Raw genomic sequence first — 20,966 nt, forward strand, 5'->3', positions numbered from 1 at the left:
TTTCGTTAAGTACGTATAATGAAAGAAAGCAGGGAATGAAATCATCCCCTGCTCATCATATTAATCAGTATAGTACATAAAACCAATTGCGCCCGGGCCTGTATGTGTACTAATAATTGGTGAAGTATAGGCAAATTTCGTATCCATATAACCTGATTCTTCAAGTTGTTTTTTTAGTGGCTCTGCCATTGCTAATCCTTCAGCATGCGAAAGACCTACACCTTTAATAACTTTCCCTTGTGTATCTTCTTTAAACTGGTTAATTAAATATTTTACTACTTGTTTATGGCTTCGTACTTTTGCTACAGGATTGTATGCGCCACCTTCAAGAGAAGCTATCGGTTTAATATTAAGTAAAGAACCGATCATACCTGTCCCTTTACCAATACGGCCACCTTTAATTAAATTATCTAAAACGTCTACAACGACGTATAAATTCGTACTCTCACGAACTTTATTTAATCTTTCAACGATCTCTTCAACTGATTTTCCTTGTTCTGCTAATTGGCATGCTTCAAGTACTTGGAATCCTAAGCCAAATGAAGTAAAACGAGAATCAACAACTGTTACCTTTGAATCTGTCATACTTGCAGCAGCTTCTGCTGATTTTACAGTACCACTCATTCCGCCAGTCATCATGATAGCAATAATTTCGTTGCCACCTTTTCCTAGTTCATCAAATAATTCTTTAAATACACCTGCAGCAGGTTGAGAACTTTTTGGTAGTTCCTTTGCTTTACTCATTTTATCCAAAAATTCTATTGGCGTAATATCGACACCATCAGTATACGTTTGACCTTCAATATGTATTGATAGTGGAACGATATGTATTTCGTGTTTTTCAATTTCTTCTTTTGTTAAATCTGCTGTTGAATCCGTTACTATATGAATTCGTCTCACATTGACACATCCTTTGTTTCATTGTTCTTATTATAAAATTAAAGCAAGGTCATTGTAAACCGTTAGCTATTTATTCTATTTTACTAGTTTTTGTCACCCAATACACGTGACATTTGTCAGTTCAAATGTATACAAAGCCGCCGCATAATAGATATATAATTAACTTACCATTACAAGGAGGCAATTCATATGCAACAGGCTTTTGATTATAAAAACACGAAAGAAGAGATATGGAATGCCATAACACATGGCATCGCTTTCTTATTATGTATCCCAGCGCTTGTCTTACTAATTATGAAAGCAATTGATAAAGACTCCACTCTATATGTTGTTAGCTTCATCGTTTTTGGTGTTTCAATGCTAATTCTATTTTTAGCTTCAACTTTACTTCACAGCATGCCTGAAAAATATAAAAAATTCTTTGCTATATTAGACCACTCATCTATTTACATTTTAATCGCAGGTACATATACTCCATTCCTGTTGATTGCATTAAACGGGGCATTAGGATGGACTTTATTTGGCATCATTTGGGCGCTAGCATTACTTGGTATTCTTTTTAAATGCTTCTTTATTCACCGCTTTGAATTTGTATCAGTAATCTTCTACATTTTAATGGGTTGGCTTATCATTATCGCTATTAAACCATTATATGCACATATTACAGGTGCAGGTTTCTCACTTCTATTAAGTGGCGGAATTTTATATACGATTGGTGCATTCTTCTACGCATACCGCAAAATACCTTATAATCATGCGATCTGGCATTTATTTGTTATTGCTGGTAGTGCCATGATGTACTCATGCATCTTATTTTATGTCTAAATGACTTTTCAATTTGACGCTTACTTATCCCTTAGAAAAAATCTCAATCCAAATAAAAGGTTGCCACTAATTATTTTACAGTGGCAACCTTTTCATTTACTTATTTACGCTCATACACCAAATATGAAAACTTCAAGCCATCCTCTGTTTCATTCACTTCGGACTGTGAAACAATTTGCCATTCGCCCCCATATGACGGGAAGAATGTATCGCCTTCGTATTGCTTTTCAATCTTCGTAACATAAAGACGATCTGCCATAGGCAAAGTCATACGGAAAATTTGCTCCCCACCAATAATCATTATTTCCTCTGACTCTTTTTTAGCCTCAACTAATGCATCTTCTAAAGAATGTACAATGACAATACCTTCTTCAGCATACTTTTCATCACGAGTAATAACAATATTCGTACGTCCCGGAAGAGGCTTACCAATAGACTCGAACGTTTTGCGTCCCATAATCATCGGTTTCCCCATTGTTGTACGTTTAAAATAGGCTAGGTCTCCTGGTAAATGCCATGGCATTGCATTATTTAAGCCAATGACATTTTTTTCATCATGAGCAACGATCAATGAAATCATTTATTTACCCCCTTACACCGCAATTGGCGCTTTAATTCGTGGATAAGGATCGTAGCCATCAATCGCTAAATCCTCTATTTCATACTCAAAAATGGATTCTTTTTCTGTTTTTATAACAAACTGTGGCAATGCACGTGGTGTTCGAGATAGTTGCTCTTTTACTTGATCACAATGGTTACTATACAGATGTGCATCACCTAAAGTATGGACAAAGTCACCCACTTCTAAGCCACATTCTTTCGCAATAAGATGCGTTAATAACGCGTACGAAGCAATATTGAATGGTACGCCTAAAAATACATCTGCGCTACGTTGATAAAGCTGACAAGAAAGTTTCCCATCTGCTACATAGAATTGGAATAGTGTATGGCATGGCGGCAACGCCATATCATCTACTTCTGCAGGATTCCAAGCACTAACAATATGGCGACGTGAGTTTGGATTGTTTTTAATTGATTCAATGACGTTTTTAACTTGATCAATTGTTTCTCCATCATCCGCTGGCCAAGAACGCCATTGCTTGCCATAGACAGGTCCAAGATCACCAAATGCTTGAGCAAAATCATCATCAGTCAATACTTTATCTTGGAAAATAGCCATTTGCTCTTCATACTGAACTTTGAATTTAGGATCCTCATTAACGCGTAAACCGAAATTCGTCATATCTGGACCTTCGTATTGATCGCTTTTCACCCATTTTTCAAAAGCCCATTCATCCCATATATGATTATTTTGGGCAATAAGTGTGCGCACGTTTGTATCGCCTTTTAAAAACCAAAGTAATTCGGTTGCAATAAGACGGAATGCAGTTCTTTTTGTTGTTAATAAAGGAAACCCCTTTTGTAAGTCAAATCTCATTTGATAACCAAATACACTGCGCGTACCAGTTCCAGTACGATCACCCTTATCATTTCCTTCATCTAAAATATGTTGGCAAAGTTGTAAATATTGTTGCACTGAACTGCCTCCTAGAAATTTATATAGTTTTAACTATATCATAAAATTCCCCTTTATTATCTCAAAAGCTAAAGGAAAATAGTTAAAATGATAAAAGAAATAATTTCAATTACGACCATTAATATCTGAATATTTCCTGGGTAATATTCAAATATTTCATGTTATAAGGAATAATAGATTGTTGCCTTCGGAAGAGAAATTAGCACTTATCTAATACTGCATGATACTTCTTGAGTATCTAAGTCTTTATAAATAGTAGTTCACAATCGCATTATATATTTCCTGAAAATAAATAAAAGACTCTTCCGCACTTTTTCAGAGCAGAAGAGTCTAATTTATCGGTTGTTTGCATTTAGATGGCTTATTCAACTTCTGTAGTCAATCCGTGAGAGCTTAACATTAAGATAACCATTTTGGTGGTGTGTTTTTAGACCAATAGATTTCACCTAAGTCGTAATGTGCTGTGAATTGATCTTCATACGTATGATAATGGAAATTGTAATAATAGCCATCAAATGGGCGATTTTCCGTACGTACATGGAAACGTATGACGTCTTGTTTAGATGCAGTATTATAAACGTGGAAAATTTTCTCCGCGTAATCACCACTTGGGTTTTCGGTAATTGCCAATGATTTTGTTGTTTCGTTATCAAAGCGATTTACTGTCATTTCAATCGCTTCTTGCATTTTCGGGAAAATGACATCCTCAAACTCATTACTAATTTGTGGTCCTACTCGTGAACCGAATTTTAAATAGGCTTGTTCCTTTGCTGCTGCAAAGGCGTACTCTTCAAAATTTTGTTCTTCTTCTGTTGAAATAACTGATTCATTATGTGTTTCTATGTATTTCGTAAGTTGACTAGTAGTATCGCCTGAAAATTGCGCTTTCGCATTTGAACTATGATCTAGTAAGCCTTCCCAGATTGCATGACTCGGCGTAATTACACCTAATGTGATTACCGCTACGGATGCAACAAGGAACTTTTGGATCCATTTTTGCATATTCATTACCTACTTTCGAACATTTTTAAATCTTCAATATCTATATTATATATACGAATCTCACAAGTAAAAGTTTCATCATTCCTAGTGTAATTATACAAAAACCATTAAAATAAAGATACTATTAGGAATATACAAACTATTCAACTTAAATCTATTTCTCATTTTCCTGAATTATTTTAATAGTTGAAGCACTTCTAATATACTATTTATAATCATTATATCGAAATATTATTACAGGAGTACCCTCAGAAAATCTATATTTCTTATTATAACATTTTGACAAATACTTAAGATGTTCCCCAGATTTCAAGTTACACTATTTTATTGATAGGATTAAAAAATCATTATTTACAAAAGATATTTGTACGTATTTGTAAGATTTGTTCACAAATCCTTGATGTATATGGAATTGTATAGATTTTTTACTTTATTCATTGTACAATATTAATGAATAAACATGTTCGCTTTTTGTAATAAAGGAGGGACAAAAATTATGTCTTCAATTGCTATTGGTATTGGATTTTTATGTTTATTAGCATACTTATGCTCTCTAAGTATCACGGACTAATATTTACTAAGCCGTCTTGTTCTTTTTGAACAAGGCGGTTTTTCTTTTCTTCCTTACAAGAAAAAACACAAGTACAAATTTGTACTCGTGTTTTTCCTTATATAGATATTGGTATAAAACGCTGTCCTAAATAAAACGTCATTCCTTCTGTTTCAATAGGACGAGCAATGTGGGGGGCGTTCATCATAATGCGAATGATTGAGACGGTTTCATTTCTCAATCTACATTCCACTTTCATGTTGAGTTTTTCGTTAAACATCTCATTTTTATAGCGTCTAATATTATTAGCTGTTATTAGAAAAAATGATGATGCAAAAAGGCTAGTTGGAACTCTTGCCTCTTTACTATTTAAATAATGGACAGACTGATCTACAGCAGGATAGCTTTTTTCATGACTTTGAACCATATTCCGCTTCGGGAGCCCAGCTTTTGTTAAGTCATCTACTGCACAGCCATTCAATACTTGTAAAACGGGATCACGATTTGCATCATTAGAATATGATACACTTTTACATTCATTGAATGAATGTGAAGCTAGCTGTTTCGCTTTTTCCTCCTTTTTCAATTGCTTAAATAACTGCATAGGGAAAATCCCAACATTAGTCTCAGTGGTAATAACTTCTTTATTGTTTGAAAACGGAGACTTTTCTAATGCATGTACAATTGCCATCGTACCATCAATACCTGCATTCACTTCTCTAATTGGTGTAAAGTATCGAAGTCTTATATCAGCTAATTTAGACTTAACGATAAATATTGTTTGTACAAATCCAGTTTTCATTGCCACTTCCTGCATTTCTGAAGTCGTAAGTGAATTCCCGTCAAAAACAACACCGATATTTGTCTTACCCATATGGCCACTTTTTCTTACTTCAAACATATACACTTTGACCATGTTCTAGCTCCTTCCTTCAAGTAAGAGATAAGAGACCGCCTTATTGCCTGAACAATAAGGCATGGTTTCGTTTCATATTAGAAACTGTTTAAAAATGCTGTGATGAAATGCAGGCGTCCTGGATTTGCCTCAGCGTACGAAGAAGCGAAAGCTCCAAAAAATAATGCGAATGATAGCAGACTAAATACAGCGAATTTAATTTTTTTCATAGTTAATTCTCCTCTACATTTTTTTTAAGCATTCCGTGCAAAGTAATTGCATTTCAAATGCTTTTTTATATTTTTTATTCATTGCTAAATAAGTTGCATAATCCTCAGAAGCTAATATTAATTGTTTTAGATCAATATGCTCTTTGTATAATTCGATACTTCGTTGAATGTCATCCTCATATTTTTCAAAATCGCCTTTTTTATAATAGACCCTTGCTGCAAAAAAATAATATCCTGCTTTATTTTTTTTTGTTCGAATATTAGAAACTAATAGAGGTATTTGACTTTCAACATATGATAACTGATTAAGCTCCAATAAAATTTCTAATCTTAATTTTATGGAAATATAATTATCAGCATAACTAATTGTTTTTTTATACTTTATAGCAGCATTTATTTGTATTAATGCTTCTTCAAATTGTTGTTTCTCATATAAAATGAGCGCCAAATTATGATGCAATAGTGACTTTAAATTATGGAACTCCGGACGGCAAATATTAAAACCTCTGTTTATATACTCTGTTGCTTGATCCAGTTCATTCTTTTCAATCAATGAAATTGCAATTAAATTGTAACTATCTCCGGCCTTCATCCACTCATGGAGCTTTAAGTAAAGATCTTTTGCCTCAATTGCATACTTTAATGCTCGTTCAAATTGACATAAGTGAAAATGAGCCATTGCAATATTGTACGATATCCTCGCATTGAGTAGTTGATCTTCATTCATCACCAAAAGCCTTTTGAATCTCTCTCCACTTTCCTTAAAATCCCCAACATAGAAGTGGTAGACAGCAGTTACATAAAGATATTGATGTCTTGTTGATACAAATAATTGCGATTCATCAATTTCAATCATTGCAATTTCATTTTCATATAATTCAATTGCCAGATTATCTTGTTCCATCTTAACTAATGCTAGAAACTTAAGAAGTAAGAAATAATATTCTTGCCTGATGGAGGGTATGTATCTAAATTGCTCTTGATGTAAGTCCAAATATTGCTGGACCTCTTCAACACTCTCCTTATCAATTTTAGATTCCAGGGTGGATAAGATATTTTGCATTTCAGTTGTATCTTCATAAATATTATGAAAATATCTTTCCGGTACTTCAAGTCTAGCAGCTAGTAACTTGAGTGTATCAATAGAAGGGGTATATCTGCAATTCTCAATATTGCTATAATGGGTTGGCGAGATAATTCCGTGGCAAATATCTGCCTGTTTTAACCCCTTTAAAAGTCGGATTCTTTTAATTCTATTGCCAAGTTTCAAATCTTTCTCCCCCACTTCACAAAGAGCTAGTCAATTTCTATAAAAATATTGTTTTTCGATTTTTATTGAAATAAATACCAAAAAAGTACATTCAAGTGACATTGTAGTACCATTTCCTATTTATATTTTATTATTTAATAGGCATTTAGTATACAAAAAATAGCATTTACTTATAAATAAATCATGATAAATAGGTAATGATTAGATATATTCTATTATAAAAGAACTGCTATTCACCGATTTTGATTCCGTGAATAGCAGTTCTTTTATGTTAATTCTTTTATTCCATAGTGAAATTTTGACGAAAGACGAGCGTCTCGAACGAAGCCATATTGCCCAAATAACGCTGATTTGAAGTGTGCTTTTAAAACAATTCGTTTCTTTGCAACACGCTCTGCTTGTGACATCCATTCATCTGATAAACCTTCATGAAGCCCTGCTTGTCGAAGTGGTTGAAAGCTAGTAGACTCTTCAATCGTTTCTTCAAACATTGGATCCATATAAACAACATCAAAACTATTGTCAGGCTGTAACTTCAAATAATCTAGCGCTACTGAATGAACAACTTTAATCTGCTCCATACAAGAAAGAAGGGGTAAGTCAGTAATATCATAGCGCTTCATCCCTTCACTGACGATGAAAGCAACATTAGCATTCCCTTCACAGCCAATGACTTCGCCTGATTCACCGACCGCAAATGCTGCCATCATACTATCTGTCGCCATACCTAAAGTACAATCCAGAAAGGTGTCACCTTCGTTCAACTGGCATGCAGCTAAAAAGGTATCTATTTCCCCTCTTGCCGCGCGTTTCAAGCGAAATGCCGCAGAGCTTGGATGGAAGAAGAACGGAGCGTCTGCCCCTAGCGTATAATATTCATAGCGATTTTTTCCTGCAACAATCACGTTTGCATTATAATATGATGCCATTTTCGCAACCCCACGCTTTTTCCGCTCAACAAAGCGCGCATTTAATGCTTCACATGCTCGTTCCGCAAATTTCTTCGATAATGCATCTGGTCTTGCCGCAGTTGTTACTATCGTAGTTATTTCGTGCATACTTGATCTAATACACCTGCTAAATGATCACGTACTTGCTCCATCGCGAATCCTTCGATTTGTTCACGAGGGATGAAGTAAGCTAATTGACCATCTTTTAATATTGCAATAGAAGGAGAGCTTGGTAGTACTTCCTCAAAATAACTACGCATTTGGGCAGTTGCTTCTTTATCTTGTCCTGCAAATACTGTCACTAAATGATCCGGTTTATGTTCAGCTGCTTCAAGAGCTGCAGCAACAGCTGGTCTTGCTAAACCTGCCGCACAACCACAGACTGAGTTAATGACTACTAGTGAAGTTCCTTTAGATTCTTGGACGTGTTCAGCTACTTCATCAGGTGTTAATAGCTCTGTAAATCCAACGTTAACTAGCTCCTCGCGCATCGGTTTTACAATTCCTAACATATATTCTTCGTAAGCATTCATATTTTCTACCTCTTTCTTATCTATTCATATTTCTTGATTTATAAGGGTTTTCACCTTCTTATTGTATATGTACTTACATATAATTTCACCCTTTTTCACTTCTTATGTGATTTTTTTGTGATTTTTTCAAAAAAGATCACAATACAAATTTGTGCATAATATACAACGAAAAACGATAAAGAGCGAAGCCCACTAATTGGCTATCGCTCTTTATCATATTTTAACCCTAATCGCATTTTTACTTCCTCATTCACCTTATTACGTAAAGCTACTTATCTCGTACTTTTGCCAGAGGGCTTGTTACATCTTAAATTCCAATTAATTCGAATGTCATACAATCTAATTAATAGTGCAAACAGTAATATAAAGGTATAATTGCCATATCTTAAAAATCAAAGGAGTTTTATCTTATGAGTGAAAGAGTTCCCTATTATACTGTTGCACCTGATGGGTTGAAAATCATGATGGATATGGAGAAGTACACCAAAAAATCTACTATTAATCGAACTACTAGAGAACTTATCAAAATTAGAGTGTCCCAAATTAACGGTTGTGCTTATTGTATAGATACTCATTCATCCGATGCTCGTAAGATGGGTGAAACGGAACAACGAATTTATTGTTTAAATGCTTGGAATGAATGTACTTTTTATACACTTGAAGAAAAAGTTGCTCTAGAACTATCTGAACATATTACTTTAATCCCTACTAAAAGAGTTCCTGAAGATCTGTATAAGCGAGTACGTGAACTGTATAACGATAGAGAATACGTTGATCTTGTGCTAATCATCAATCAAATCAACAGTTGGAATAGAATTTCTATTGCAATGGGAAATATGGCAACCGAAAAATAATCCCTCTCAACGAGCATCTTAAGGTGTTCGTTTTTTCCTTTTACTTCTCATTATTCTTCTACCATCCCTAACTAATTAGCGCTTAGGGGCCATTGTATAAACACGATGACCGTCAAAACTATTTTTTATAATTAGAGTGTCAAACTATCAGATATACATTTTCCTACATAAAGGCCACTTGCTGCTGCTTGTGATAATGAATGAGTAACACCTGAACAATCTCCAATCAAATACAATCCTTTAATAGGTGCCTCAAACTGTTCATTGGTTTTAATAGTAGGAGCATAAAATTTCCCATCAATTCCATATAGCAAAGTATCTTTATCAATAGGTTCTTCAATAAATTGTTCTAAACGTGACAAAAATTGTTTAAGACCTTCAATATATAATTGTGGAATTTCTTTATTAAGGTCTCCATAATCCCCAGATAGTGTAGGCTGTATATGATTATATTTCATCACGTTTGCCACTGTAGGTTGTCCCCTCAATAAATCCTCCAAACGCTGTACAATAATTCGATCTCGTCCTTGGTTAATTCCTTTAATAATTGTCCTTGCATATAAATTTGCTTCTGTGAGAGTAGGAAAATAACGTGGGATAAATAAAGTGAAATTTAGGTTAGAAGTGCCAGTCTTTTGTTCTCGAAAATTTTGACCGTCAGGCATAACTAAACCTTCTTCGTACTTACGGATAATACGTCCTTTTGGATTCATACAGTAAGTAGTTGCTGTGAAATGTTCGTGTTGATAAGAAAGTTTTGTTTCAAATGTATCTTTTAATATTGAGCGAAGTTGATTTTCTTTCATTTCTACTCGAATACCTAAATCTACGCGACTTTGTTCCTGTGTAATTTTAAGAGTCGAGCACATTTTTTTTAACCAATCTGTCCCAGAACGCCCAGTTGCAAATACTAATTGCTTAGAATGAACTATTCCTTGATTTGTAGTTATTTTAAAATGTTCTTTCTGTTTAACGATATGTTGTACATCTATCTGAAATCTGATATCTATCTTATTAAGTAAAAACTCATAGAGTTGCTGGAAAACATTTGTCGAAAGTATAGTACCTAGGTGCCGCACTTGTGTTGTTAGCATTTGTAAGCCACTTGACTCGGCTCTTTTGGTGAGATTTATATTATCTGTGGAGTATTTTAGAACTGAATTTCCACCAAAACGACATAGGATCTCATCTACTTCATCCATTAGTTTTATAAAAACTTCTTTACCTATTTTTTGCTCTAGCTCCCCTCCGAACCCATTTGTGTAATTAAATTTTCCTTCAGATTTTCCTAGGCCACCAAAACCAAAATATTTATCACATGTATTACAGTTACATGATTCCTCTTGTTCTAAAGGACAATTTCGATGATCTAATGGTTTTCCTTTATCAAGAATTAAAATATTTTTGTTGCTGTGGGCTAATGTATAAGCCATAAAAACAGCGCTTACTCCGGAGCCGACGATTGTAACATCATACATATTCTTTCACCTACTATTGAAATGTTTGGTTTTTATTTTCTAGTGTATAACAAATTTTCATTGCTGGGAAATAAACTTACATTAATTAGAGATACAAATGTTTGTAAATTCATAAGTTATTTAATAGTCGATAGATATTATTGTTACTTTTTAGTAACGTTTCCTTTCGATTGTTCATCCCTTTTATCTTGATTCTTCCACTTTCGTATTTGTGAATCAGACAGTTCTAATTGTTCAGCAACGTCTTTTAGCTTCATTTCACCACTACTGTTCTTCTACAATTCAAAAGCTTCATCACGTTTGGGGTTTCTCGGTTTATCCATCTTTCATAACACCACCTCCGAATAATCAATTGTCTCTGTATCACCTCATTATGCTAATTGCCATTCAATTTAGTTATAATCTTCCAATAAATAAAATATTATAATTAATAAGGAGGTGATTAATATTTAAAAGAAATTAGGTATTCTTCTTTTTGCTGTAGCACTTTTTGGTGCAACATCTGCATTTGCTGCCTCTGCTGCTGGACCAAAATGTTACAGGGCAGGTACGTTATGGATATGCGAATACTAAATCATTAATAAAGATATAGATAATAGATTTTATGTTTAATTAAAAGCCACTTTGTAGTGGTTTTTTTATTTATGCTAATTACTTTTAAAGACATAAAACTTTCTTCTGCTATTAAACTCTTCCTGTTGTTTTTTTCAGTATATTTACCTATATAGAATGCCAAAATCGGCTCTGTTATCAATACATCTAGCGCATGTTTGAAGCTACTAACCTAACAAAACTTTTATAGTCTTTAGATTCTTTCGGATTACGTACATTTACGCCTTTGCCAATCCTTGAAAATTTGAGCTTGTACACCACCGTCAATGTCAAATGTGATAGTATTCAGACCTCTACACCTATCATTCTGTTATATTCTTCAGTTAACCTTTCATCACAAAAGTTTTCATAAACACCGCGAGGATACTTTCTGATAAAAGTACTTAGGACTAGTAACATATTCTGTTTCAAAACATAAAATATTTATGATGACTGACATTAAATTATTTTTCACTTCCAAAAAACCTAAAGGAGTTTTGTTGTACCTTAAGGAGGGACACAATGGAAAATGATTATAATAAACAAGAGTGCCGAATCACCTGAAGCTTATGCTGCTACTACAAGCAGCGTTAGAAGCCTCATATAACAAAAATTCTACTAATCGAGATAATTATTTGCAAACAAAAGTTGAACTATTATCGAAACAAATCGCTAGTCTAGAGAGTAAAAAATAGAATTTAATGTAACAGGAGTGATGTCTTTAATGCCGAGTTTACAAACTCTTTGCAGTCAATTTGCTCAAACTGTTAATGGGAAACCTACTATGAAACAAGGGAGGTGTTCAGTAGAAATTGAGCGTAACTTGTACGTCACTATTCAAGGTCGTCCTAGTCGTAGTGCGTTACCAGCTGGAATAACATTTGAATCATTAGATACCGAAGGGAATGCTCTCAACCTTGGTGAAGTCGCAGTACTTCAAGAAGAACTCCCCTTATTTGTTAATGCACTTGTGAGAAATAATTTAATAGTAAGCGCTATTCATAATCACTGGATTTTCATGAATCCTACAATCTTATACGTTCATTTTCAATCTGTGGAGCCTCCATTATCTTTTGCAAATAAATTTTCGGATGCTTTCAAAGTTTTGCGACATTGAATAAATTCAAAAATCACATCCATCTAATTCAACCAACAAAACCAAATTTTTTTTACTCAAACGGTCCTCATCTGATTGTACTGGATGCAGTTCATATATATAGTCATCCAGCTCTCTCTGAGCCTCAAATAACTTTGTTAGATTCATAGTTTTCTTCCCGTCTCACTTAATTTTTGAAATTCACACTTTAAAGACCCTTCAAAAAAAATACATGTAACATAAAATAATTTTAATATGACATTGATTACTGGAGGCTAACAGTTTGAATGAAATTAATAAAAACTTAGGTAAAGATAGAAACCAACTAGCACTTCAAGCTGCCGAACTAGCCGTCATTGCTGATGTAATAACTACACTCGGTTATACAATATCAACTATTTCAGCAATACTTACATTGGAGGCAGAACAACAAAACCAAAATCATCAAGAAAATGATAAGAAAAATAATAAAAACATGCAGAAACAGATTGATTATTTAACAATAGAATTAGAAAAACTTAAAAATCAAGTAAATAAAAAGAGCCACCATAGAAAATAGTGTAAATCATTTCTCTATTATGAATGATTTAGCTTAGCCATCATGAAACGTTAGTTATTACGTGCGCCATTTTCGTTCATTTCTTTTATCTGGTCATTAAACTTGTTCCCAAACCATCACTACTTGGACATTCTAATTTTAATATTGCCCCTCATACGAACCTGTTTGAATACGTCCTTCGATTACTGCAAGACTTCCCTTCTTCAAAAATTTATCTGCGTTCTCAGCCTGTTTACGCCATACAATACAATGGGTCAAGTCTGCTTGTTGTTCTCTACTTGCATCCTTAAAAGTACGATTAACTGCTAATGTGAAACGATTGGCAAAATAAAAAGCACCCCTAAGGATGCTTTAATATTAGAACGACTCATTTTCTATCCAAACAGCATTTTTATCTTCTGGTTCATAAAACGAAACTATTTGTCTTCTTGCACCTGTAATCGCTTCTATTTCAGAAGGGAAATTTGCTATAGATGATATAAATGGCCCCTCTTGCTCACTGCCTTGATAGTAGTGACTGGTTACAAAATGAAAATATCCATGAGCATCTTTAGTGATTCTTATTTTAATCTTCTGATCACCAATTTTAACAATAAATTGGCTAATAATTTCTTCGACACTCTTAAATGCTTTATCTTCTAAATAATCTATATATGACATGATATTCGCCTCCCACAACAATTATAAGTTGTAGAAGAATGCAAGTCTGTGACGTAAATCACATTACACTCGTTCAAACGAATAATATAGTCAGCCCTACACATCGTGTTTAAGTCGTTCTATCCAAATAATTGCATTAATGCCTCTTCTGGCAGATAAATCGGTTCTTTATCCCATATAAGTACTTAAAAACCATTAACTCTGTGCCTGCATATAAACTTCTTCATACGGCTGAACAATGACAAAACCATCTCCTTCAAACCTCATTTGAATCGATTCTCCACTACCTCTTCCAATGAAGGTTTTTAGTGAAATATCCGTTTGAAATTCAGGTTGAAGGTTTCCCGACCACGCTACAGTTGCATTTGGATCTGTAATAATTGGTTTTCCTGGTGTTACACGTAATGTGAGTGGTTCATAATGGGCTGTAATGGCAATCATACCAGTTCCTTCACACCGAACATTAAACAAACCACCTGCCATCATACCTGCTACTTTTCTCATAAGCTTAATATTGTGCTTGATAGATGGTTCGAATGCAAGTAGGTCATTTCCATTTACATAAATTGCTTCGTTCTGTAAATAAAGAATAATGATTTTTTTCCCACTGTCAGCAAGATATAACTTTCCTTGCCCATTTGCCTTCATGAGGGCAGCACCTTCACCAGTCAAGGCCTTTTTGAACATAGCCCCAATTCCATGTTCTAAAATACCTTCTCTCTCAAACTTAATCCTTCCATGATAAGCGACCATTGATCCTGCCTTGGCCCAAACGAGTCCATCAAGATTCACCTCCAGCAAACGAGGTGTCTCTAATTCAAAAAATCCTTCTCCTTTATCCTCTTGCTCCGTATTTTTAATAAATTCAGGAATCGAGTATTTATTCATGCCACACAACCTTTCATTTTTTTACATATACGTAGACATGTGCAACCAAGTTTCAATTAAAGCCCCCTAGCTAAATGATAAAGGGAACTTCTCTATGTTCCTTTTTCTACTTTTAACTTTAAAAACATTAATATTTAGAAATATGGACAGACATCATATTACTCCATGTTTCAATATTATATATTATCTCCTTAACCAAACATTCGTTGTCCAATTATATGCTGTTCAGCAAATTCTTTTTCTCATAGCCTAATTGTAAAACGAATTTAGTTACGGTGAAAATATTACAAATTTTAAGGGAAGCTACTTTTGCCTTCATTTACATTTTATATGCATTAACTCAATTAGACTTAAGCTCGTTTTGTTCAATCAAACAAGTTTAACAATTACTACTTTAATATATGGGTACACAAATTTCACAATGATGATTATTAACCATTTTAACTACATACCTTTCGATAATTGGTCTTACTTCATCAAATTGATATCCTTGCCTTGATAATTCTGGAAAAATATTAATCCACGCTTTTTGAACCGCTTCTGCTGTATGATTAATTTTAAAAACAGCATATTTTCCTCCAACAATATTCCCTTCTCTTATATAGCCATCAGTTACTGAATAGTCGTTTGAAACAACTATGCAAGTATCATAACGGCAATTTTCAGGGTTAGTAGTTTCAGGGTTATCCTGAGCAATTCCAAGAATTATGGATTCGTCATTAAATAAATGGTTAGCTTTTGCCCATTCTTTTAATTTTTCCATTGTTGGCACATTGTTAATTCCATAAGGGCCAATCTGCCTTATGTAAGCAATCCGATATGCTGGAATCTTTTCAATCATAATATCCATGATCTGCTTGCCTCCTTTAAAGAATAAATAACTTGTTCATTACAAGATTACTACGCTTTAAAATAGAATGCACAGTCTTTTTTTAAATTATTTACATAAATTTTAATATTTACATTTGTGGTTTTCAGGAGTATAGTCCCCTTTAAATTCTATTAATATATTCCCCTGTACCCGTAAGTTTTTAACAGAAGCTTTTCTCTTTATATTTAAGGTTCCCCGCCTTTAGTGTAAAATTCTTTTTCTTATTGAACTAACCTGCTTCGTTTGTACAATAAGTTCGAATGAAATAAAGCTTTAATCCTTCTTGGATTAACGCCCCCGGTAGTTTCAGTGGAATGTTTCACAAATAAGAGAAAATAGATTATACTAGACTAACTATCATATTCAAAAAGGAGGAATTTCCTATGACCGAGAATAATCAATCCGAAGCACCAAAAAAGAAAATCAGCCTGAAAGAGGCAGTGAAGCAGCAGCTTGAAATCAAAAAGAATCAGTCCTCTGTTAATAAAGGAAAAAAGAATGTCGACCTTTCAACAAAAAAAATGAAAAGCCAGCAAACGAAAAAAACAAGTAATACCCGTAGAAAAATGGGTGTTTAATGAACGGATAAAATCAGGCAGCCATCCCACGGTTTTAAAGTCAGGCTAACAGATGGACAGATTGGAACTGTACAGGAAATTTAATCTAAATAAAAGAAGTGAAAAAGCATTCAAGAGACTGAATGCTTTTTAATTATTTTCTTCTTTTCAATTTAAAACTTGTTTAACTAACCTCCCTCTATAAACATTGAAGTATCAACGTTTTTCAACACTTCGTGATGAATAAAGAATATTTCCCCACTTCTTCTGCGAACAGATTATTGTATTTACAGTTATTATTAACAAATCAAGTGTAGCTTCGCTAAAACTAATGAAAATCATTAGCTTTTTAGTCCACTATTTGATGAATAATTTATCTCTGCGATACTTATGACAACGTACCCTCCCATATGCCATTTCTGCTAATTGACTTGAATAAGTATACTTCTGCATTTGAATATCCCTCATTAATTTTTTCTAGTATTTTCATATAATTATACGGAAATTTTGTAGAATTTTTCAATAAAAATCCAATTTTATTTGATATCGTTACTTCACAATCTGGCTCGATTGTTGAACACAAGTTAAACAATACTCTTCAACTAAACTGCTCCGTTAGTTCAAAGAAAAAAAATGAGCTGTATGAACAGCTCATAGATCCTCCAATTAAGAGTTTTTATCTTGATTATGAATGAGCAAGTCAAACTGCTTTGCAAGAAAATGTGGTGTGTACGGCATGTCATTTCGTAGCCAGGACACGATAGTACCTATCAAAGCTGAAGATCCGTACCAAATAGCAATGTCTTTTTGAATACCTGCTTTATAAAAGATATTATCACTATCCAAATCCTCTAACCTTTTAGTAATTAGTTCTGTTAGCATATTTAACAAACGTTCAGTAAAGATTGGTGCCTTCCTCGAAGCTAAAGTAACTTTATAAAAGTTAGCATTTTCAGCAATATGATTAAGTAGCTGCTCTATTGTCAACCAATTCGTATCTTCGGTGGATTCCTCGTTCACTGTCTGACTGGTCATAACACGATGAATATCTTGAATCATGTCATCAGCTATCTTTTCTAACATATCTGATATATCACGATAATGCAGGTAAAACGTAACACGGCTAATAGTAGCGCGCTCCGCTATACGACTAACGGATATTTTACCAACATCCATTTCCTGTAATAAATCAACAAAAGCCTCTTTTATCAACAGTCGTGTACGAAGAATTCGAGGGTCCGTATGTTCCCTGGTATTATCCATCATTTCACCTTTCCTTTCTCCTCGGGTAAGATATACAATTTTTCAGGAAATGTATTATATTTCTTAACTAAACAACACAAATCAGTTAAATGTAAACTAATTTACACCTTGAAATAAATTGTAAATTGTAAAATTTAATTCCTCATTATAATATAATTTATACAATGTTAATTATCTTACACATTGTTAAAAAAATCGAGTGAGAAATAGAAAGGAATTTTCAGATTGAGTAAAGGTATGGAAACACCTGATAGTTCCATAAAAAAAGGACCTATCTTGTTAATTATGATCTTAGGGGCTTTTCTAGCCACGCTAAATCAGACAATCATGAGCGTTGCCACCCCAGAACTTATGGTTGATTTTAATATTTCGGCTGCGACTGCACAGTGGCTGACAACTGGCTATATGCTAGTAAATGGTATTCTAATTCCAATTACAGCGTTTTTTATGCAAAGGTTCTCCACCCGTCAACTTTTTCAAGCATCAATGTTGATTTTTCTCGCTGGTACGATTGTATCTGCTATAGCAACAAACTTCCAGGTTCTTTTGTCTGGGCGTATGATTCAAGCAGCGGGAGCCGGCATAATTATGCCACTGCTAACGAATGTTATTTTCAAGCTCTTTCCTGCCCATAAAAGAGGTGCAGCCATGGGAATGGTGGGCTTTGCGATAATTTTCGCTCCTGCCATAGGTCCTACTTTGGCTGGATATATAATGGAAAACTATGAATGGAAATTAATTTTCTACGGCATGATTCCGCTTGCACTTTTGGTGATTATCTGTGGCTTTATTTACCTAAAAAATGTTTCGGAACAGGTTGCTTCCAAGGTTGATATTATAAGTGTAATCCTTTCTACAATAGGATTTGGCACTCTCTTATACGGCTTCAGCCGGGCTGGTAGTGAAGGATGGTCAAGTAGTGAAGTGCTTGTATCTATTGCGGTTGGAGTCGTAGCACTTGGACTTTTTACATGGAGACAGTTGACTTCACAGAATCCCCTGCTAGATCTCCGAGCGTTCAAGTATAAAATGTTCTCCCTTACTACTGGTATCAACATTGCGGTTACAATGGTTATGTATGCAGATATGATGTTGCTTCCACTTTACTTACAAAGTTCACGCGGCTATACAGCTCTAGAATCCGGTTTGTTGCTTCTTCCCGGTGCGCTTGTGATGGGTATCTTAATGCCTATTACCGGTAGACTGTTTGATCGATATGGAGCAAAATGGCTAGCCATAATTGGGTTAATCATCATGATTATTACAACTATTGGCTTTATTGATTTGACAGATTCAACTAGCTATACTTATTTGGTTCTCATGTCTACTGGCCGTCGTATTGGAATGGCACTTATGCTTATGCCTATTCAAACAGCAGGTTTAAATCAATTGCCTTCCAGTCTGATTGCCCATGGTACGGCAATCTCCAATACCATTAGACAAGTAGCAGGAGCAGTTGGTACATCCCTTCTTGTAACAATTATGACGGATCGCACCAAAATGCATCTAACGGAAATGATGTCTACTGGTGTAAATGGGGCGACTCAAGAACAAATGATTTTAGAAGCCACCATACAGGGAATTAACGATGCCTATGTTGTAATTATAGGGATGGCTGTTATAGGATTGCTTCTGTCATTTTTTATCAAACGTGTGGAACAAAGCTCTGAGGCTAGTCTAAATGAGGGTAGTACGAATAGGCGTAAGATAAAAAGCGTATGAAAAGAATGCTTGAGATGTACTTGAACAATCATCAAGCTATGTTAAAACTCTTAAAGAACTAATTCATAAAAAAAGCAGTGAGATAAAAAAATCACTGCTTTTTTACTTGTCCTTATTGAACTAAACTCCCTCAATGAAGTTGGTGAGCATTTAATTTTAAATTTAGAAATTGATAATCAAGGGCTTATCGAATATGGCAATTATCCAGATGCTCTCGCAATTAATCCACCAAGATCTCACTATTTTGTACGATGAACGGCATATATTAGACCGTACTTACGTAGAAAGTGACAATATCGTAACTTCTTTGTTTAATTTGTAACCATAATCGAAGGCTACTATTTTCTATTTCTTGTAAAATGTAAAAAAGAAGAAATATGGAGGGATTTTACGATGAAAGCATTAAAGATAGCAATTGGAACCCTGGTTGTTGCAGTTCTAATAATATTGTCTATGTCTCTTTTGGTTAAGAACGAGCTTGCAGATATGTTAAACCCTTTTATTCATCAAAAGGATGTTTTCGTAAAGATTGATCAAACTGGAAAAAAGATTGATCAAAAAACATATGAGTATGTCTTAGAAGGAATTAATGAAGATGGCAAGAAAATAAAGATTACTTTCACTGCCGGTAAACAATTACGGGAGGGAGCATACTTAAAAGTTGATACAAAAAGAACTTATGTGAAAGCTTGGGAAGAGCAACCGACTGATATACCTTCCAGTATTCGAGATAAGTTCAAATAAGACTTATGGAATTTGGTCATAGTTGTAAGGTATTTTACTCAGTTTTTTATTTAGAGTGGCGTACTTTAGTTGAACTACGTTATACCACATTGAATATTACACCATTGTAGAAAAAATAAATAAAGAAGTCATATCACTACATAAAGTAGTTGATTGACTTCTTTATCATTTTGATAATTAATATCTAGTAATCTTCAAAAACTTCACTTATTTATGATACGTACTATTCAACTAAACTGCCACTTTAGTTGAATAAGACAAAAGACTCTTCTGTACAGCTTAATGCTCTTCTATTAAAGCCCTCATTAGTTCAACAAGACGAAACTTCAAATTACCATCTCTCATTTTATTCAAATACATCATTATAACCTAAAATTTATAATACCAAAAAATCGCTATTTCATTAGCTGTTGAAAAGTTTGAATAAAGCATAGTATCAACTGCACCGATTACAAAATTATTTTTGGCATAAAAATAACAAGCTGACACATTAATATCTTGTGTTTCAAGCATAAGACCACCAAAGTTATTCTCCTTTGCCCACTCAATAGCTTTATTTAATAATGCTGTTCCAACACCATTTTTTCTATAATCTTTTGCAACAGTAATATCCTCAATTAGTGCATATCCATTCCAATTAGAACGAATCTTAATCTGACCAATGCAGCTGCTTTCAAAGTAATAAAAAAATACAGCTTTCCCCTCTTCTTCAATATAACTGATATCAATTTCATCATCTTCATATTTCTTGAAACCAGGCTCAGAAAATATCTCCTCTGTATATTTCCAAACATTGTTTTCATATGTAGGTATAATTCTCCCCGAAACAATGAAACCTTCGTTTGATTTATTAAAATCCTTCATATTAAATTGAGTCATTTTAATTATCATCTCAATCTCCTTCTAAATGAAATTATATGTAATGAAGCTTCTATTAACCCCTTATTTTCCCTTCGACCTTCTTCAAGTAACACCCCTGTTAGAACAAGAA

24 protein-coding genes and 2 pseudogenes are annotated in these 20,966 nt (G+C 34.0%); 8 read left to right on the forward strand and 18 right to left on the reverse strand.

The window, feature by feature from the left end; all coding sequences use genetic code 11:
- Positions 1-60: 60 nt before the first annotated feature.
- Positions 61-900 carry a DegV family protein gene (locus ACQKMD_RS12420; protein WP_427752429.1) on the reverse strand — a complete coding sequence of 280 codons (840 nt, stop codon included), beginning with the start codon at positions 898-900 and terminating at the stop codon, positions 61-63.
- A 189-nt stretch (positions 901-1,089) separates the two neighbouring features.
- On the opposite strand from ACQKMD_RS12420, the gene trhA reads away from it, so the two are divergent.
- A complete protein-coding gene (trhA, locus tag ACQKMD_RS12425; RefSeq protein ID WP_427752431.1) occupies positions 1,090-1,725 on the forward strand; it encodes a PAQR family membrane homeostasis protein TrhA in 636 nt (211 codons plus the stop codon).
- 100 nt (positions 1,726-1,825) lie between these two features.
- On the opposite strand, the gene ACQKMD_RS12430 is transcribed toward trhA, so the two are convergent.
- From ACQKMD_RS12430 to ACQKMD_RS12465, 8 genes are all read right to left on the reverse strand, one after another.
- Positions 1,826-2,305, reverse strand: coding sequence for a dihydrofolate reductase (locus ACQKMD_RS12430; protein WP_427752433.1), 480 nt, complete (start codon positions 2,303-2,305; stop codon positions 1,826-1,828).
- A 12-nt stretch (positions 2,306-2,317) separates the two neighbouring features.
- The gene (locus ACQKMD_RS12435) at positions 2,318-3,262 is read right to left on the reverse strand and encodes a thymidylate synthase (protein ID WP_427752434.1); all 945 of its coding nucleotides are present in this window, start codon (positions 3,260-3,262) and stop codon (positions 2,318-2,320) included.
- A 399-nt stretch (positions 3,263-3,661) separates the two neighbouring features.
- Positions 3,662-4,264 carry a YpjP family protein gene (locus ACQKMD_RS12440; RefSeq protein WP_427752435.1) on the reverse strand — a complete coding sequence of 201 codons (603 nt, stop codon included), beginning with the start codon at positions 4,262-4,264 and terminating at the stop codon, positions 3,662-3,664.
- Between the two features lie 668 nt (positions 4,265-4,932).
- A complete protein-coding gene (locus tag ACQKMD_RS12445) occupies positions 4,933-5,730 on the reverse strand; it encodes a PhzF family phenazine biosynthesis protein (RefSeq protein ID WP_427752437.1) in 798 nt (265 codons plus the stop codon).
- Between the two features lie 77 nt (positions 5,731-5,807).
- Positions 5,808-5,939, reverse strand: coding sequence for a hypothetical protein (locus ACQKMD_RS12450; protein ID WP_427752438.1), 132 nt, complete (start codon positions 5,937-5,939; stop codon positions 5,808-5,810).
- A 13-nt stretch (positions 5,940-5,952) separates the two neighbouring features.
- A complete protein-coding gene (locus tag ACQKMD_RS12455; protein WP_427752439.1) occupies positions 5,953-7,209 on the reverse strand; it encodes a helix-turn-helix domain-containing protein in 1,257 nt (418 codons plus the stop codon).
- A 266-nt stretch (positions 7,210-7,475) separates the two neighbouring features.
- Entirely contained in the window at positions 7,476-8,267 is a 792-nt protein-coding gene (locus ACQKMD_RS12460) for a class I SAM-dependent methyltransferase (RefSeq protein WP_427752440.1), read from the reverse strand.
- Entirely contained in the window at positions 8,255-8,692 is a 438-nt protein-coding gene (locus ACQKMD_RS12465; RefSeq protein ID WP_427752442.1) for a BrxA/BrxB family bacilliredoxin, read from the reverse strand. The genes ACQKMD_RS12460 and ACQKMD_RS12465 overlap by 13 nt, the downstream gene beginning before the upstream one ends.
- A 410-nt stretch (positions 8,693-9,102) precedes the next feature.
- Here ACQKMD_RS12465 and ACQKMD_RS12470 point away from each other — a divergent pair, with 410 nt between their 5' ends.
- Positions 9,103-9,546 (forward strand): carboxymuconolactone decarboxylase family protein, encoded by a 444-nt coding sequence (locus ACQKMD_RS12470; protein ID WP_427752443.1) that lies wholly within the window; start codon positions 9,103-9,105, stop codon positions 9,544-9,546.
- 131 nt (positions 9,547-9,677) lie between these two features.
- Here the strand turns inward: ACQKMD_RS12470 and ACQKMD_RS12475 are convergent, their stop codons facing one another.
- Both ACQKMD_RS12475 and ACQKMD_RS12480 read right to left on the reverse strand, forming a co-directional pair.
- On the reverse strand, positions 9,678-11,024 hold the full coding sequence (locus ACQKMD_RS12475) for an NAD(P)-dependent oxidoreductase (RefSeq protein ID WP_427752444.1): 1,347 nt from the start codon (positions 11,022-11,024) through the stop codon (positions 9,678-9,680).
- A 143-nt stretch (positions 11,025-11,167) separates the two neighbouring features.
- A pseudogene (locus ACQKMD_RS12480) lies at positions 11,168-11,287 on the reverse strand (phage terminase small subunit-related protein); the annotation flags it as partial.
- A 1,052-nt stretch (positions 11,288-12,339) separates the two neighbouring features.
- Between ACQKMD_RS12480 and ACQKMD_RS12485 the strand changes: the two are divergent.
- Positions 12,340-12,732: a DUF1259 domain-containing protein gene (locus ACQKMD_RS12485; protein ID WP_427752445.1), complete on the forward strand. Its 393-nt coding sequence runs from the start codon at positions 12,340-12,342 to the stop codon at positions 12,730-12,732.
- A 6-nt stretch (positions 12,733-12,738) separates the two neighbouring features.
- Here the strand turns inward: ACQKMD_RS12485 and ACQKMD_RS12490 are convergent, their stop codons facing one another.
- The gene (locus ACQKMD_RS12490; protein WP_427752447.1) at positions 12,739-12,879 is read right to left on the reverse strand and encodes a dUTP diphosphatase; all 141 of its coding nucleotides are present in this window, start codon (positions 12,877-12,879) and stop codon (positions 12,739-12,741) included.
- A 115-nt stretch (positions 12,880-12,994) separates the two neighbouring features.
- On the opposite strand from ACQKMD_RS12490, the gene ACQKMD_RS12495 reads away from it, so the two are divergent.
- Complete coding sequence (locus ACQKMD_RS12495; RefSeq protein WP_427752448.1) at positions 12,995-13,270, forward strand: translation initiation factor 2; 276 nt, start codon at positions 12,995-12,997, stop codon at positions 13,268-13,270.
- Between the two features lie 144 nt (positions 13,271-13,414).
- Here the strand turns inward: ACQKMD_RS12495 and ssb are convergent.
- The 4 genes and pseudogenes from ssb to ACQKMD_RS12515 form a co-directional block, all read right to left on the reverse strand.
- Positions 13,415-13,588: pseudogene (gene ssb, locus ACQKMD_RS12500) on the reverse strand (single-stranded DNA-binding protein); the annotation flags it as partial.
- A 39-nt stretch (positions 13,589-13,627) separates the two neighbouring features.
- Positions 13,628-13,930, reverse strand: a complete 303-nt coding sequence (locus tag ACQKMD_RS12505) for a hypothetical protein (RefSeq protein WP_427752449.1) — start codon at positions 13,928-13,930, stop codon at positions 13,628-13,630.
- Positions 13,931-14,125: 195 nt separating this feature from the next.
- Positions 14,126-14,818 carry an AIM24 family protein gene (locus ACQKMD_RS12510; protein WP_427752451.1) on the reverse strand — a complete coding sequence of 231 codons (693 nt, stop codon included), beginning with the start codon at positions 14,816-14,818 and terminating at the stop codon, positions 14,126-14,128.
- A gap of 394 nt (positions 14,819-15,212) precedes the next feature.
- A complete protein-coding gene (locus ACQKMD_RS12515) occupies positions 15,213-15,668 on the reverse strand; it encodes an AraC family transcriptional regulator (protein ID WP_427752452.1) in 456 nt (151 codons plus the stop codon).
- 404 nt (positions 15,669-16,072) lie between these two features.
- Between ACQKMD_RS12515 and ACQKMD_RS12520 the strand changes: the two genes are divergently transcribed.
- Positions 16,073-16,267: a hypothetical protein gene (locus ACQKMD_RS12520; RefSeq protein WP_427752453.1), complete on the forward strand. Its 195-nt coding sequence runs from the start codon at positions 16,073-16,075 to the stop codon at positions 16,265-16,267.
- Between the two features lie 12 nt (positions 16,268-16,279).
- Positions 16,280-16,351 (forward strand): DUF2196 domain-containing protein, encoded by a 72-nt coding sequence (locus ACQKMD_RS12525; protein ID WP_427752465.1) that lies wholly within the window; start codon positions 16,280-16,282, stop codon positions 16,349-16,351.
- 561 nt (positions 16,352-16,912) lie between these two features.
- Here the strand turns inward: ACQKMD_RS12525 and ACQKMD_RS12530 are convergent.
- The gene (locus ACQKMD_RS12530) at positions 16,913-17,509 is read right to left on the reverse strand and encodes a TetR-like C-terminal domain-containing protein (protein WP_427752467.1); all 597 of its coding nucleotides are present in this window, start codon (positions 17,507-17,509) and stop codon (positions 16,913-16,915) included.
- 237 nt (positions 17,510-17,746) lie between these two features.
- Here ACQKMD_RS12530 and ACQKMD_RS12535 point away from each other — a divergent pair, with 237 nt between their 5' ends.
- Complete coding sequence (locus tag ACQKMD_RS12535; protein ID WP_427752468.1) at positions 17,747-19,231, forward strand: DHA2 family efflux MFS transporter permease subunit; 1,485 nt, start codon at positions 17,747-17,749, stop codon at positions 19,229-19,231.
- Positions 19,232-19,624: 393 nt separating this feature from the next.
- Positions 19,625-19,975: a YxeA family protein gene (locus ACQKMD_RS12540; RefSeq protein ID WP_427752454.1), complete on the forward strand. Its 351-nt coding sequence runs from the start codon at positions 19,625-19,627 to the stop codon at positions 19,973-19,975.
- Positions 19,976-20,344: 369 nt separating this feature from the next.
- Here ACQKMD_RS12540 and satA read toward each other — a convergent pair whose 3' ends face one another.
- Positions 20,345-20,866 (reverse strand): streptothricin N-acetyltransferase SatA, encoded by a 522-nt coding sequence (satA, locus tag ACQKMD_RS12545; protein WP_427752455.1) that lies wholly within the window; start codon positions 20,864-20,866, stop codon positions 20,345-20,347.
- Positions 20,867-20,966 lie beyond the last annotated feature (100 nt).

The organism is Viridibacillus sp. NPDC096237 (assembly GCF_050278625.1).
Taxonomy (GTDB): domain Bacteria; phylum Bacillota; class Bacilli; order Bacillales_A; family Planococcaceae; genus Viridibacillus.